12 protein-coding genes are annotated in these 13,967 nt (G+C 54.0%); 4 read left to right on the forward strand and 8 right to left on the reverse strand.

The window, feature by feature from the left end:
- The first annotated feature begins 229 nt into the window (after nucleotides 1-229).
- Nucleotides 230-613, forward strand: a complete 384-nt coding sequence (locus AUL39_RS03370) for a hypothetical protein (RefSeq protein WP_059053597.1) — start codon at nucleotides 230-232, stop codon at nucleotides 611-613.
- Here the strand turns inward: AUL39_RS03370 and AUL39_RS03375 are convergent.
- Nucleotides 577-1,707, reverse strand: coding sequence for a hypothetical protein (locus AUL39_RS03375; RefSeq protein WP_059053599.1), 1,131 nt, complete (start codon nucleotides 1,705-1,707; stop codon nucleotides 577-579). The genes AUL39_RS03370 and AUL39_RS03375 overlap by 37 nt on opposite strands.
- Before the next feature lie 170 nt (nucleotides 1,708-1,877).
- Here AUL39_RS03375 and AUL39_RS03380 point away from each other — a divergent pair, with 170 nt between their 5' ends.
- Entirely contained in the window at nucleotides 1,878-4,262 is a 2,385-nt protein-coding gene (locus AUL39_RS03380) for an AAA family ATPase (RefSeq protein ID WP_070807539.1), read from the forward strand.
- A 12-nt stretch (nucleotides 4,263-4,274) separates the two neighbouring features.
- On the opposite strand, the gene AUL39_RS03385 is transcribed toward AUL39_RS03380, so the two are convergent.
- The gene (locus tag AUL39_RS03385; protein WP_070807540.1) at nucleotides 4,275-4,484 is read right to left on the reverse strand and encodes a hypothetical protein; all 210 of its coding nucleotides are present in this window, start codon (nucleotides 4,482-4,484) and stop codon (nucleotides 4,275-4,277) included.
- 223 nt (nucleotides 4,485-4,707) lie between these two features.
- On the opposite strand from AUL39_RS03385, the gene AUL39_RS03390 reads away from it, so the two are divergent.
- A complete protein-coding gene (locus AUL39_RS03390; protein ID WP_059053606.1) occupies nucleotides 4,708-5,643 on the forward strand; it encodes a restriction endonuclease in 936 nt (311 codons plus the stop codon).
- A 432-nt stretch (nucleotides 5,644-6,075) separates the two neighbouring features.
- Nucleotides 6,076-7,089 carry a hypothetical protein gene (locus AUL39_RS03395; RefSeq protein ID WP_153001550.1) on the forward strand — a complete coding sequence of 338 codons (1,014 nt, stop codon included), beginning with the start codon at nucleotides 6,076-6,078 and terminating at the stop codon, nucleotides 7,087-7,089.
- Between the two features lie 314 nt (nucleotides 7,090-7,403).
- Here AUL39_RS03395 and AUL39_RS03400 read toward each other — a convergent pair whose 3' ends face one another.
- The 6 genes from AUL39_RS03400 to AUL39_RS03425 form a co-directional block, all read right to left on the reverse strand.
- Nucleotides 7,404-7,682 carry a hypothetical protein gene (locus AUL39_RS03400; protein WP_070807541.1) on the reverse strand — a complete coding sequence of 93 codons (279 nt, stop codon included), beginning with the start codon at nucleotides 7,680-7,682 and terminating at the stop codon, nucleotides 7,404-7,406.
- 275 nt (nucleotides 7,683-7,957) lie between these two features.
- Nucleotides 7,958-8,389 carry a MarR family winged helix-turn-helix transcriptional regulator gene (locus AUL39_RS03405; protein ID WP_059053610.1) on the reverse strand — a complete coding sequence of 144 codons (432 nt, stop codon included), beginning with the start codon at nucleotides 8,387-8,389 and terminating at the stop codon, nucleotides 7,958-7,960.
- Between the two features lie 31 nt (nucleotides 8,390-8,420).
- Nucleotides 8,421-9,860, reverse strand: coding sequence for an MFS transporter (locus tag AUL39_RS03410; RefSeq protein ID WP_059053612.1), 1,440 nt, complete (start codon nucleotides 9,858-9,860; stop codon nucleotides 8,421-8,423).
- 295 nt (nucleotides 9,861-10,155) lie between these two features.
- Nucleotides 10,156-11,067: a response regulator gene (locus AUL39_RS03415; RefSeq protein WP_059053614.1), complete on the reverse strand. Its 912-nt coding sequence runs from the start codon at nucleotides 11,065-11,067 to the stop codon at nucleotides 10,156-10,158.
- Nucleotides 11,039-12,988, reverse strand: coding sequence for an ATP-binding protein (locus tag AUL39_RS03420; RefSeq protein WP_160327015.1), 1,950 nt, complete (start codon nucleotides 12,986-12,988; stop codon nucleotides 11,039-11,041). The genes AUL39_RS03415 and AUL39_RS03420 overlap by 29 nt, the downstream gene beginning before the upstream one ends.
- A gap of 38 nt (nucleotides 12,989-13,026) precedes the next feature.
- Nucleotides 13,027-13,608, reverse strand: a complete 582-nt coding sequence (locus AUL39_RS03425) for a helix-turn-helix domain-containing protein (protein WP_082667248.1) — start codon at nucleotides 13,606-13,608, stop codon at nucleotides 13,027-13,029.
- Between the last annotated feature and the right edge of the window lie 359 nt (nucleotides 13,609-13,967).

Genomic DNA, 13,967 nt, shown 5'->3' on the forward strand with positions numbered 1-13,967 from the left:
CAATGCGTTTATGGACGCACGATGGTTTAACGGCAGGCGTGCAAACTGATGCAAATATCAGCACCGCGACAGAAGAGCCACAGGGTGAAGCGTAACCCGGCAGGAGTGCCGGCTTGTGGCGTGCTGAGTAGAGAAGCGTCACGTACTGGGCGAGACCGTCCGAAACGCGCCCAGCTCATCCGCGCTACCGTCGAATCGGAAAGGCGGGTCGAGACGAGAGGAGCGAGCGATGCACCAGAAGAAGCTGGTCGTGATGGAGGACGACGATGAGAAGAGGACGATGTCATGGGGAGAGGCCGACGACGGCCTCGCATACGTCCGCGAGACGGCGATGGGCACCGTGACCGAGTTCGCGTACGGCGAGCGCTTCTGGGAGACAACCTTCTTCTTCCGTCCCACGAAGGCGTACAACCTGGACGACGTTGCCGACCGCGTCGCGACGAGCGGGGACGACTGCTTCCTGTGCGACATAGCCGACGCCCTCGAGTTCTGGGGCATCCCGTACGAGAGAGGATCGCACCCGCCCGCTCGCTGTTTAGCCGCCACCGAGAAGGACGAGAAGAGCGAGAAGATTGGCTACGCCCCGTGCAAGACGCACGGGGCGCTTTCATGAGTGGAGAAGAGCGTTAAGTCTGCCCGCCGCCTGCCGCCGGGGATCTCCGGCACCGCCGCATGCTCGCGCCTCGGGGCCGTCCGCGCCACATCGCGGGCCTGGCCGGTCGTGCCACGGCCCTGCGCCTCGGTGCGCAAGGCAGGTGCGAACTCGGTGATGGTGTCCTCGGTCGACATAACCTTGCGGAACACCGTGCAGTCGCCCTTGCCGAAGGGGATGGGGTCCTCTTCCCATCGAGTGTCTTCTCCTGGTCGAACATGACATCGGAGAGAAACACCCGCATCTTGCCGGCGTCGATTTCGTTGATGAGCGCGTCGTAGGCGAGGTCCACGCTCTGCACCGCGTCGATGGCATCTTGCGAACACCGACTGCCCGTAGGGCGAGAAGTCCACGTGCGTGTTCGGCACCGCGGGCCTCACGATGCCGAAGGTTGGAAAGGCCGAGCCCGTATCCACCTCGGGCGCCACGCCCGGCACGCTCGCCTCGCGACCGTCCCTGTCGAAGCACACCGTGCGGATCCGATAAACGCCATCGTCACCAAGCACGTGCATCTGCAGCTGGTCCAGAACCCCACCTTTCGAGAAACACCTCGTAACGAAGGCGCATTCGCGTATTCCCTCGTAGTCCCATGTGAGGGGGACGACCATGCGCGCGTCGTGGTGCCGGATCTTAATGCTCTTTCTAGCGGTGTCCATCCATATGGCGAACGCCCCAGTTCCGAGCCCGAAAGCCCGCACGACCGCCTCCTGCGCCCGCCCCCAGAAGTTCATGGACGAGAGGAACGAGTTGATCCAGTCCGTGCACTGTTGAGCAGAACACGCCACGGTCGTCTTCTCGTCGAGGAGGAGGGAGCCCCACTCCCGGCACACCCGCATCGCCGGCATGATCGTGCGCCTGTGTACCTGGTACACGCGCCCAAAGCCATCGGTGTCCCGGTAGTCGTAGAACTCGCCGACGGCCCGCATCCACGAGTTCCACTTGCGCACGTGGGGCTCCATGTCCTCCAGCGCCCGCGTGCTGTACCCGGCGCCCCGCAGATACGCCCTCACACCCTCCGGCATCCAGTACACTTCGTTGTCGCTCAGCATCTCCATATTGTCCTCCGCTCATCGTGACTTCGGTCGAATCATCGAATGGCGTCACAGAGAGGGGGCCGTTCGGGGGCTACCGGTGTTCCTCCAGGCCTTTTTCAAGTGCGTATAATTGGAAAAACGGTGCCACTCACCTGCCGCTCCATTGGAAACAAGTGCTCATCGGAGTCCCTATGTCTGGAGATATCCCATCAATTCTTGGTGTTCATGCATGTGGCAGCATCTATGGTGAAGCCGGGTGCGATTTCGACCTCTTTAGAAAAAGGAACATCTCCAATCACGAGAAACCTCATCGCGTGTCGGTGATATTCGGTCATAACGGCTCCGGCAAGACGACGATTGCGCGGCAGATTGCGTCAGCGGCAAAGCGCGACAGCGGGTCCTATTTCTACGACGGCGACAATGCCAAGCTCGAATTGGACCTTGCCGAGGCCGAGCGCGTACGGGTGTTTGATGAGAGCTATATCGAGAGCAAGATTCGGATCAAAGACGATGGACTTCAAGCAATCGTAATGCTGGGCGACCAGGCCGACGCAGAAGCCAAGATTGCGGAGATCAACGAGAAGCTCGAGACCGACGAAGAAGAGATTGCGGAGCTTGAGAATCGGAAGAAGGCACTGGAAAGCGGCCCGTCATCGGTCGACCAGCTCAGGGCAGACGCAATGGATGATGCGAAAAATGGCGGCTGGGGGCAAAGAGGCCAAGACGTCAAGAGGCTCAAGTCAAAGATGGTCCTCAACGCGAACAGATGGAGCTCCATCCTGCAGGCCAGCACGACGGCCTCACGAAATGAGGTTGATGAGCGGTACCGGACAAAGCTCGCAGGCTATCGAAAGGCGCAAGCATCCGGGTCTCTGATTGACACGCGCCTTGAGCCTATTAAGTACACGCATGATGATGAGGAGAAGCTCATCCGGATTCTCGGGAGGGTGCTAGATGAGCCAGAGCTGACCGATCGAGAGCGGCGCATTCTGTCACTGGTTCAGAACGGCCGTCAGGATATGGTTGAGATGGCGCGTGTCGAGTTTGCTTCCGGAGAGGCCACCATGTGCCCGCTATGCCAGCAGGAGGTTTCGAAAGAGTATGGAGAGTCGCTCGAAAGAAGCATCGTAAAAGTCCTCGGCAAAGAGGTAGACGAATATAAGACGGAGCTGCGGGCCATCGCCTTGCCCGACATACAAGAGGCCGAGATACCGCAGCAAGTTTCTGGCGATGCCAAGGCCGCCTATGCATCTGCCTGCAGCAAGGCGGGGTCATTGGTTGAGGGATACCGCGAACTGATCAGAAAACGAGAGACTAACCTCTATACGCCGCTAGACGAGATTCCTCACGGCTTGGCGGACGCGATTGACCTACTAAACGATTCCATCGTGTCGGTCAACGGGGAAATCGACACTATTAACGAGGCCTTTCGTAACAGGGAAAGAATGGAGCAAGAGCTCCTAGAGCTAAGCGACCAAATAGCATGGATTGACGCGCACGCCAAAATCGAATTGCATGCCAAGGCAGAGAAAGAACTGGCAGACGTAAACAAAAGGCTAAGCGAACAACAGTCTCTGAAGAAGTCCCACCAATCAGACAAAAGACAACAAGAGGCGCGGCTACGCCAAGTCGACATTGCGGCAGACATAATCAATCGCTACTTGGCGAGCGTGTACTTTGACGTCAACCGCTTCAGGCTGGTTCCGTCTGACGAAAGGTACGCGATTCGCTCCCATGGCAATCCCGTCATGCCCAAAGACATCTCCACCGGCGAGAGGAACATCTTGGCTCTCTGCTACTTCTTCTCCGAAGGAGGAGAAAACAAGCGTGAGGGCAGCGAGGACAACGACCCACAGTACATCGTGTTGGATGACCCGGTCTCCAGCTTCGATATGGAGAATAGGATAGGAATCTGCTCCCTGATACGCGAAAGAGCCGAGCACCTTATTTGCTCGAATCCGGATAGTCGCATAACAGTGCTGACTCATGACGCTGGCGTCGTTACAGAGCTCAAGCACACGTTTGAAGATATCAAGATATCAACGGGCAAAACCTTCATTATCGACTACCTTGATCTCGCCCGGGATGGCACGAGGGATCGCCCGATGAATATTGCGGAATATACCGCCTTATTGAAAAGGGCTTACGACTTTGCGTCTTCCCAAACCGAAGACGAACGGGAGACCCAAGTAATCGGAAATGTACTCAGACGCATTCTCGAAGGCTATGGTACGTTCAATTACGGTATGGGCATGGAAGAAATATCGAGGAACCCGGAGCTTAGCGCGCGCTTCGGAGATCTCGCTCCATTGCTAGGAAGCGTCATGTACCGTCTCGCATTTAATGACGAGAGCCATATGCGGGAGAGGCTTTCGGCGCTTAACACGCCTCTGAACTTTTCCCGCTATAGCTATGACGAGAAGAAAGCCTGTGCGCAGTGCGTATTCGTCATCCTCGACAAACTCGACCACGAACACGTCCGACATCAGCTTAAGAAGTCCAATGTGTCAGACAAGGACATTGGGAACAAGCTCGCTTGCTGGGAAAGCAGATTCACTGCAGTCGAGAATAGCTGAGTAGCTTGCTCATCACGCCCCGCGCAGCACATCGTCCATCATGGCGTAGCACACCGAGTCGATGCTGTGGTCGCTCCCGTCCGGGATCTCGTCTACCCACGTGCCGTCGCGGTCGCGTTCGAACTCCTTCAGTCTGAGCTCCTCGTAGGCCAGCGGGCATCGCACGGGGTCTATCACGATCTTACGCAGCCCCGCCAGCCACTCGTACGAGAGGCGCCTCATGTTGCTCTTCCGAGCAGGTCTTACCCTCAAACCAAGCTCGCGCCGCCACACCGCCATCGACTGCTTGCCGTCCGGCGTGTCGTCCGCCCAGATTCCTTGGCATCCTGTCCTGCATGAGCTTTGATATAAAGATAATCGCCTCGTCGGCTCTTGGAAATAGCGGAATGAACGAATTGGAATCAATTACGACCAGGCCCTTCTCAGCGTTTGAGGTGGATTCACGATGACAATGCCAAAGTGGCACGAGATAATGCGGCCGGTTCTCGTTGTTCTCAATGAGGCAGGAGACTACTTGTCATCTTCAGAGCTCTACGAGACAACCGCAGAGGAATTCCATCTCACCGGAGCCGAGCGTGATGAGAGAATCAAGAGTGGAGAGAAACGCTTTCATAATCGTCTGAGCTGGGCAATCATGGATTTGAGAAAGGCGAACCTTCTCGAATACGGCGAGAAGCACGGCACCTACAAGATTACTGACGATGGAATCGCTTTTCTATCAAGGCACTCAAAACCTTTTGGGCCGAAAGAGCTCATGGACGAGTGCCCTAGTTTCAAGAAATGGAAGACTGCCTACCTGGAGAAGAATCAGAAGTACAGACAGGCTCAGACGTCGATTCATAGCGAAGAGGAGGAGATGTCCCCGCAAGAGGCAATGGCCAAAGCCGACAAAGACATACGTGACGCCCTTGCTGACGAGCTCCTCCAGAATGTGGTTGGGATGAACGAGTACGACTTCGAGTTTCTCGTCGCAAAGCTGCTTGTTGCGATGGGGTATGGCCAGTCGCTCGAAGAGCCTGCGACGGTAACGCCAAAGAGCAATGACGGCGGAATCGACGGTATCGTGAAAGAAGACCGCCTAGGCTTTGACAACGTCTATTACCAGGCCAAGAAGTGGGCTCTGGGTTCTGTGGTTTCCAAGCCAGAGGTACAAAAGTTCTCAGGGGCACTTAACGAGAGACATGCGCAGAAGGGGCTCTTCATCACTACGGCTCGGTTTAGCTCCGGCGCCTGCGATTTTGCAGATACCGTATCGGGCCAGCGGATTGTGCTTGTGGATGGCAAGGTTCTTGCTCACCTCATGATTGACTACAACGTTGGCGTGACGGTTAAGGAGACGTACACCATCAAGGCGATTGACACTGATTTCTTTGAGAGTTAGGTATTCCATCGGGCATTTGGTCTATGCCGACGCTCCCTGTGCACGAACTTCCCCATTGCTCGGCATATAGGAGAGATGTCCAGACTGCATTGCTGAATCATTTTGCTTCCGGTCAGGCCTTCTACAGAATGCAAGGAAGCCGCCTTCTGTTGTTGCGCTAAATTGAAAAGCCGGATAACGGATTGATGTCGTTGATGTTCTGGAGCGGGAGCCATGCGCCAATAAGACAGAAGGGCTTGATTCTCCATGTCGTTGTTTAAGTGTCCCGAGTGCGGTGGCGATATTTCCGAGGTGGCATGCGTCTGTCCCACGTGCGGCTATCACTCTGCAGACCCGTCTGTGCCCATCGCCCAACAGGAAAGGCTTGCCAAGGCGGAAACCAGCCTCGCGAGTATTGATTTGCGGCTCAGACCACATGTCCAGGTGAGCAGCGTGGACGTGGAGGCTGTGGCGAGAGAAGCCTATGGGAAGAGGGGAGAACTCTGGAACCTCCTCAGCGAACTCGTCGCAAACGCCGAGGCTCTCCTGACTGACGAGACAACCTGGGTCGCCAGAATTACTCCAGAGATGAGACGGAGGCTCCGCAGTGGGGAACTCGAGTTCCTTGTCGGGAAGGATGGTGACACGCGGGCAATCCTTCGAGATGCCGGCAGGAAGGCAATCCGCAGACAGGTCCCGCTCGACGCAGAGAAGCTTGCTCCCGATGCAAACCAGGCCCTAAACAACCTCCTCATGGCATCCATGATGCAGCAGGTGCTCGTGCAAATTGAGGGCGTACGCCAGGACTGCGCGAGAATTCAAGGGGAGATTAGGGGTGACCGGCACGCTCTTGGTATTGCGGCAATGGAAGCGCTTACTCAGGCAAACTGTATACGGGATCGCCGGCTTCGGAGGGCTGCAATCGTTGCAGCAATTCAGAAGGCGACCGTTGCCCGCGCGGAGCATATGTCCTCTTTCGAGGGAAAGCAGAGGCTCATCGCCAAACGCCACAAGGATATGGTCGGGAATCAGGATTTCGGCCAACTCATCGGGACTATTAAGTCAATCGCGAGTGGTCAGGAGGGGGATGACGCCGCTAAGGCCTTCGGGGATCTCGAGGACATCGTCGATAACTGCTACGTGGAGGTTGTCGGCTGGCTCGTCCTCGGAGAAAGGGGGCCGGCGGTACAGGCGCTTAGCCAAGTTCAGGAGTTCATAGTTGAGAGGAGACTCGACAAGAGGGATACCCTGCTCATGCTCAACAGCGCCGCTCGAGAGGACATGAGCGAGACGGTGAATGATCTCGCGGGTCGCTTTGGCCACATCGAGTCGACTGTTCTAGGACTTACTTGCCGGGATCAGAATCCTGAACAACTGCCTTCGGATTCTGACGCGATGGATGGTACGCAAGACGTTGCAGATCCCGATTCCAGCGACGGGGATGAAGTAAATAAGCGAGAAGATTGATGGCACGACGGCCGGCCGCTTCTGCAAGGCCTGTGGGAGACCAATACCATCTGAGAACGAATCCGACCTATGCGACAGATGCCTTGAAGACAAGAGGGAACGCCGCGGCCTCATCCTTACAGGTGGGCTTGGCGTTGGAGCGGCGCTGGTTGGTTTTAGAAAACAAATTGGAGCTGCCGCGAAGAAAATGGCCCCTGTTGTGAAGGAATATGGCCCGAAGGTGATCCAAGTAATAAAGAACATCAAACCGTAAATAGCGTCTAGTTCGGAGTCTGAGTGTCTATAAATGTCCCTTATTGGTGCTGACCGTCTCGCTAGAACCAGTACTCCCTCATCTCTCCCAGAAAGGCCCGCGTAATCGGATACCCATGCCTGGAGGGGATGACTGAGTCTACTCCGCACCTGGGGCAAATCGCTGTGTAGCCATCGCCATCGTCAACCCACTCGGTGATTTCGCCTGGCTTGAAGGCTGCCAGGCAGTAGAAGCAGCCGCACATATCTGCAGATTCAATCATGTCTTGGTTGTACTTCGAGAGGTCGTGGGCACGAACGTAGTCGGGCCTCTCGTCCTCGCAGCCATCCGAAGTGGCCATGCGTTGCTCCAATCTCAAGCTGGCTAAGCAATCAGCCTATTCGCGTCCATGAAGCCGATAAAGGATTCGATAATCGTGTTAGTCCGAGCGATGATGTCATCCTCGGTGAAATCCTCTTTCAAATGAACACTCGCCCCTGCGGACGATGCTGACCATTTTGGGGGAAGATGGGCGTGCGCAGCGAGTTCACGCCGGGGCGTTCGATGGCGTAAGCCCATACGACGGGTAATACGCAACTTGTGACTCTGCTTGCCGCGACTCCTAAAGGACCATTTCTAGTACCTTGCGCTATCTAGGTTTGACAGAAGTCTGTCAAGCAAGGTCTCAAGGGCCGCCTTTTCCTCCTCTGTCATGCCTACGGTGATTGCGCTCAACGCATCTGCGCCGTCTTTGAGAATGGCGGTGTATGTCTGGTTTCCTAGCTGCGTGAGCCTCATAGTCACTTGGCGGGAGTCTATGGGAGAGATTTCTGTCTGGATGATTCCCTTCCGCTTCATGCGCGAGACTAACGCTTGAGCTGCTTGGTGTGATATGCCAAGGCAGTTCTTCAGTGAAGAGATGCTCTCTTCTGGATGTTCATGTACGAACAATACGGCTTCTGATTGCGCAGGCGTCAGCTCAAGCTTGTGAAGGCGGACTATGCACATATTATTTGTAATGCTGCTAATTCGGGCAATCTTTCGTATGAGATGGAAGTCGTCTGCCATTTGTCCTCCCGTACGGAGCTGACCATAACCACTAGTTGAGCTTCTGATCATGGAGAAACTTCGCGTAGCGGTAGATTGTTGCAATGAAGCCAAGCAGGACGACTATTTCAAGGATGAAAAACACAAACGACATCGCATGCATGAATATCTCTGGATGACCATCTACGAAATCTGAGACCAACATGCCTGCCTCATCGCTCATATGGCCGTAGAGTGCTGAAGTGGCAACCGTGATGCCTAACGTCTGGCCAAACATTCTGCAAAAGCCCGAAAGACCACCCACAAAGCCAAGCTCCTCCGGACGAGAGGATTCCATGATGAGCGAGTTGTTGGGTGGAATGAAGAGCGCCTCGCCCATGCCGTAGAGAATAAGGCCTATAGCCGCGATGACAAGAGGAGCGGTAAGTGAAAGAGAGGAAATCGTGAGCATCGCTGCAAGCACAAGGCCAAGGCCAATGATTGTGGGGATGTGACGCCCAATCCTATCCGACCAGCGTCCGCCAATTGGCCCCCCAATGCCCAAAACAACGGGAATGATACTGAGGTACATCGCAGAACGCATGGGCGTCAGCTCGCGTGCTCTCTGGAAATAGAAGGGCAGGATGAGATTTTGGGCAGCCATGATGAAGAAGATGACGAAGAGCGTTCCAAGGTTGATGATAAGTGCAGGGTTCCTGACTGCCTGAACGGGAAAGATTGGGCATGCTGCGTGCCGTTCAAAGAAGAAGAATACCAGGAGAAGAATAAGGCCAACAACTAGCATGACAAGCTCGCGGTTAGTCGTTTGTTGCTGCATGAGCGTGACGGAGGCTATGGTCATAGCGAGAGAGACAAAGAGCAGGATGGACCCCAGCACATCTAGCGTCATTGACTTCTCGGGACGGATATTTGGAAGGAGCTTGTGCCCAGCCACGAATGCAGCTGTTCCGATGGGAACGTTTATCAAGAAGATGTATCCCCAGTGCCCAAATGTAACGAGCGCTCCTCCAAGTGGAGGGCCGAGAAGGGATCCAATTGCGGCCGCCGTGCTTAGCAACCCCATTGCGCTTCCGTGCTCATCGGTATCGAAGTTCTCGAAGATGAGAGCTTGGTTGTTCGAGAATGACACGCCGGCCCCGGCGCCCTGAACAATACGCCCAATAATGATCATCACGAGATTTGGCGCAATACCACAGATGAGAGAGCCAATTGTGAATGTTGCGACACCCGCTTGGAACACCGCAGCCTTTCCAAGGATGTCTCCAAGCCTCCCAAAGAAGAGGAGCGTCGAGCACACCATGAGCAGATATGAAGTGGCAATCCACTCGATTTGCGCCATGGTGACGACGAGCTCGTCTGCCATCACGGGCATGGCCACATTGACGATGCTTGTGTCGAGACAGACCATGAGCGTTATTACAACGATGCATAAGAGCAGGGGAAGCTTGCTTTTCTTGCGCGTGGGCGACTGCGGTTGAATGTCCATATCCATGCCTGTACCTCAGCCAATCAAAGATATACAACACGTTGTAATAATCATTGACTGCGAGCACGAGGCGGTCAATCTGGACTTTGGTCGACAGTTTCCTATGGTGCCTCGAAGTTGTGAGGGTGGACCATTCTCCTCCCAGCGGTTTGGCCATTGGGACATAGACTTCTGGGTAGGTCGAACCTGGCGCCGAAAGTTTATCTGTGCAACCGCATTGATCCATAGGATGGCTGGGGAAGTCGCGGAAACGCCTTACCCCAGCCATCAAGTATTAAGAAAGCATGACGGCCAGTCAGAATCAGCTGGCGAGAAGTCTGGTGAGAAGTCCGACCTCCTCGCATGGCCATATTCCATCACTGGTCTCTGATTGAATTATCTGGAGTGCATCCTTCTTCGAATGTGGCTCGCTTCCGTAGATCAACTCCTCAAAGCGATTGCACACGAGTGCAATGTTGACGCACTTCTTAACGTCGGGAGGCAGATGAGAAGGATAATCGCTGCTATTTAGGGTGCTGTGATGAAACCGCACGATTGCTTCAACAATCTCGTTGCCAAACCCGCTGATTATTTTTAGTCCGAGGAGGGCGTGCTCCCTAGAGGTGGGGTCGTGGTCATCTGTGAGAGCAACCTCATCGTTACAAGCAATGAAGCCAATGTCTCTTAAGAGAACTCCTCTCCTAAGACTCTTGGTCACCTCATCAGAAACCCCGCTGACAGTAGCGAGGTGCTCTGCCAGGTTGGCGCATCTCCGGCTGCTCATGGTTGAGCCTGGGCGCCTAAGCTCGAGAGCGGTTAGCAAAGCGGAGATAGCAGTGTTTATTGACACCATTTCTGAGACATTCCCGCTTACCGAGAGCAACGCTTTTATCCTCATGATGAGCTCGGTATGCTTGAATGGCTTTGTCAGGAAGCCATTCGCGCCAGCTTCTATTGCCCTGAGCTGATGTGAATCCTCGTTTAATACCGTGAGCATCAGGATTGGCATGTTGCGGAATTGCGGCATCGAACGTAGCCGTTCGCAGACCTGAAAGCCGTTAAGCCCAGGAAGCATCACGTCCAAAATCGCAAGATCGGGATTCTCTCGCTCCGCAACTTCAATGGCCTCTTCACCATCGACAGCCGAAACCACGAGGTAATTGTAGTTTTTTAGGACTTCGGTAGTGAGAATCAGGCTCGGCGCGTCATCCTCGACCACCAGTATCTTCTCCATTGTCATCCCCCTTTTCTGCGTCAGCGTTCATCGGCAGAACCATTCGAACGGTTGTCCCGCCTCCCTCCGTATCCTCTATCCACACATGCCCCCCATGCATGGAGATGATGCTTCTGGTGATTGCCAGGCCAAGCCCAACGCCCTTGTACATGCGCGTGTAGCTGTTATCGGCCTGTTCGAAGGCGAGAAACACCCGCTCTTTCATTCCGTCATCGATGCCTATGCCGTTATCTACGACGTCCAACTCGATACTGTCGGTTCCGGCGAATCGACAGTTGACGGAGATGGAACCTTCCTGGGGAGTAAACTTAATTGCGTTTGCTATGAGGTTGATGAGTACTTGGCGCATTTTCCCCTCATCCCAGCGGACGTTGGACGTCCCCTGGGGGAGGTCAATATCTTCCGATAGGGACTGGCCTTTCGCCTTTGCCTGTGGATACATGGTCGCCGCTGTATCTACGATGAGCCGTCTCACATTGACGTCAGAAATGGACAGCTTGTCTGCATTCGTATCTATCTTCACGAGGCCGAGTAGGTCGTTAATAAGATCCAGCAGGTGATTCCCGCTCTGGATAATGATTGATACGTACTCGTGCTGCTTCTCGTTCATCTCTCCGGCTAGACCATCCTGAAGGAGGGATGAGAAGCCAATGATCGAATTCAGGGGAGTCCTCAGCTCATGAGAGATGTTTGCTAGGAACTGGGACTTGTGCTGATTTGCGTCGCGAAGCTCGCCAATTGTGGCCAGAAGCTCCTCGGTGCGCTTGCTAACCTTGTCCTCAAGTCGTTGATTTTCGCTTGTGAGTTCGTTTGCCATGACGTACAGGTCATTCGCTAGCTCAGCAAATTCTTTTGGCAGAATCTTTCGCTTGAGAATGCTTTCGAGGTTTGGAAACTCGCCGGTTGAAACTGCTCGCGCGTTGGCCTCAAGGCTAGCAATCGGCTTGGTAATGAGCCCCGTGAGGATATGTCCCATTAAGGCTGTCGCAACCAAGATAAGAATGAAAGAAATACCTAGAGTGGTTAGAAGCGAAGGCGAGATTGTCGGAATGCTTGTGACTGGCATCCCTACGCCCAGGTTTCCTATGATCTTCCCAGTTTGGTCTTTCAGCGAACCGGCAACAACGACACCGAGCTTTCCGTCGGTCATTGTAACTACGCCACGCCAGATTTCGCCCTTGTTGATTGTGTCAACGAATTCTTGCATCTGCTGAGTGCCCGCAGGATAGAAGAATGCGGAATCATCTACCTGGATGTTTGAGCAAATTCTTGTTCCATCTGACGTGCCAATGGAGAGGTATGCGTTCGAGACAATGGAAGAGAAGTCGCCGAGCAACAGCTGGTTATTATTGAGCAGATATCCTTCGATTATGGCACCTAGAAATACACCTTCAGATGAGCGAACCGGGTATGCCACTATTCGAATGTACGCGTCGTTGAGATAGTCATTTTCGCTAATTTGTACTTTGACGTTCTGCTTGAACGAGGGATAACAGATGGAGAGCTGCTCTTCTGGGATCACCTCGGTGCTGGTGATTGCGGCGGTCTCTTCGCTGAGAGTTTTGAGGAGTTGGGAAAGCGGCCAATCAGTTCCAGCGGGTTGCGCGTTACTCGCCAGCACGACTCCCGAAGCGTCGATGGCGGCAGTGTATGGGGTACCCATTCCGACGGGGGCACAGCGATTGAGCATCTCGGAGAGCTTTTCCTCGTCACCGGTCTCGAAATAGCTTCCCACATCTTCATAAGAAAACACTTCGCTAATACGGAGTATCGCGGAGTTGTCTTTTAGCTCAATCCTGTCGTAGGCGGTCTGGAGTGCCACCTGAAGACTAGAGACCGTGCTGTCAATGGCGGCTGATTTTAGTAGGGCTACTCCCACTATCGCGAAGAGCGCGAGTGCGATTGTAAGGACGAGCGCCATGCATGCGTTGATGTAAGTCGCAATCTTAAGACGGCGCATCAGAAGAGCTCCAAGCCCATAATCGCAAGCTGGGTTCTATTGGTAAGGCCAGTCTTTTTCAGGATGTTCCCGATGTGCAGCTTGACTGTGTGTTCGCTGATTACGAGTTGCTCTGCGATTTGCTGGTTTGATTGCCCTGTGCACACGAGCCTCAATACGTCAAGCTCGCGTTTCGTCAGACGCTTGAGGATCTTTGCTCGCTGCTCGCGATCGAGGTGGCTGCTGTTGTCTGAGTCTGAATGGTTCCCGGCAAAGGAAAACGCGAGAGAATATGCACTGTAAATAATCTTCGCTCTATCAATGAAGTCAATCCGTTTCTGAGCGTCGGTATCATTCATGAGACTTCGAAGAGAATCCGCATCGGATGAGCCCCCGTCTTGCGATGAAGTCCTATCAACGATCGCGAGGTAATACACGGAATTGGAGTAGGGGGGGGATACGATGTGAGTTGAAACGGCAAGCCTACCCACAGCCATGAGCTGCCCATATGGGCATGTGTACACCTGAAATGGTTCCGACGCGTCCAGTACCCTTGACATGAATGCCTGGCAGAAACTGGAGGGGTCGTCACGCTTGACCATGCAAAGTGAGCTCCCGTTCGATTCAACTGTTAGAGCCCCCTCCGCATCTTTAGTAACCACACGGATGCTCACAGAGAAATAACGAGAATACTGGTCCTGCATTTGTTGGAGTTTAGCCAGATAGCGCGCGGCGGCATGGTCATGATCTTCCACTTGGACTCCAAACTGCATACCATTCAATATACATTGTATAAAATAAAAATTATATACATTACAAGTATATTTCAAATACTAATACTGAAGAGTCATTCCTAAAATATCCGCCTTATATCAGTGGTAGATTATTATCGGTGAGTGGACATTTAAAGTTCAGATTCACTGCAGCGTGTGAAAGAATCAGAGCACAAGCAGGAGCCGAG

Origin of the sequence: Tractidigestivibacter scatoligenes (assembly GCF_001494635.1) — a bacterium.
Classification (GTDB): Bacteria; Actinomycetota; Coriobacteriia; order Coriobacteriales; family Atopobiaceae; genus Tractidigestivibacter; species Tractidigestivibacter scatoligenes.

What these genes read in the sequence shown, in the direction of transcription:
- AUL39_RS03370 (WP_059053597.1), top strand. Translation starts at nt 230, where the DNA reads ATGCACCAGAAGAAGCTGGTCGTGATGGAGGACGACGATGAGAAGAGG.
- AUL39_RS03375 (WP_059053599.1), bottom strand. Translation starts at nt 1,707, where the DNA reads ATGGAGATGCTGAGCGACAACGAAGTGTACTGGATGCCGGAGGGTGTG.
- AUL39_RS03380 (WP_070807539.1), top strand. Translation starts at nt 1,878, where the DNA reads ATGTCTGGAGATATCCCATCAATTCTTGGTGTTCATGCATGTGGCAGC.
- AUL39_RS03385 (WP_070807540.1), bottom strand. Translation starts at nt 4,484, where the DNA reads ATGAGGCGCCTCTCGTACGAGTGGCTGGCGGGGCTGCGTAAGATCGTG.
- AUL39_RS03390 (WP_059053606.1), top strand. Translation starts at nt 4,708, where the DNA reads ATGACAATGCCAAAGTGGCACGAGATAATGCGGCCGGTTCTCGTTGTT.
- AUL39_RS03400 (WP_070807541.1), bottom strand. Translation starts at nt 7,682, where the DNA reads ATGGCCACTTCGGATGGCTGCGAGGACGAGAGGCCCGACTACGTTCGT.
- AUL39_RS03405 (WP_059053610.1), bottom strand. Translation starts at nt 8,389, where the DNA reads ATGGCAGACGACTTCCATCTCATACGAAAGATTGCCCGAATTAGCAGC.
- AUL39_RS03410 (WP_059053612.1), bottom strand. Translation starts at nt 9,860, where the DNA reads ATGGATATGGACATTCAACCGCAGTCGCCCACGCGCAAGAAAAGCAAG.
- AUL39_RS03415 (WP_059053614.1), bottom strand. Translation starts at nt 11,067, where the DNA reads ATGGAGAAGATACTGGTGGTCGAGGATGACGCGCCGAGCCTGATTCTC.
- AUL39_RS03420 (WP_160327015.1), bottom strand. Translation starts at nt 12,988, where the DNA reads ATGGCGCTCGTCCTTACAATCGCACTCGCGCTCTTCGCGATAGTGGGA.
- AUL39_RS03425 (WP_082667248.1), bottom strand. Translation starts at nt 13,608, where the DNA reads ATGGTCAAGCGTGACGACCCCTCCAGTTTCTGCCAGGCATTCATGTCA.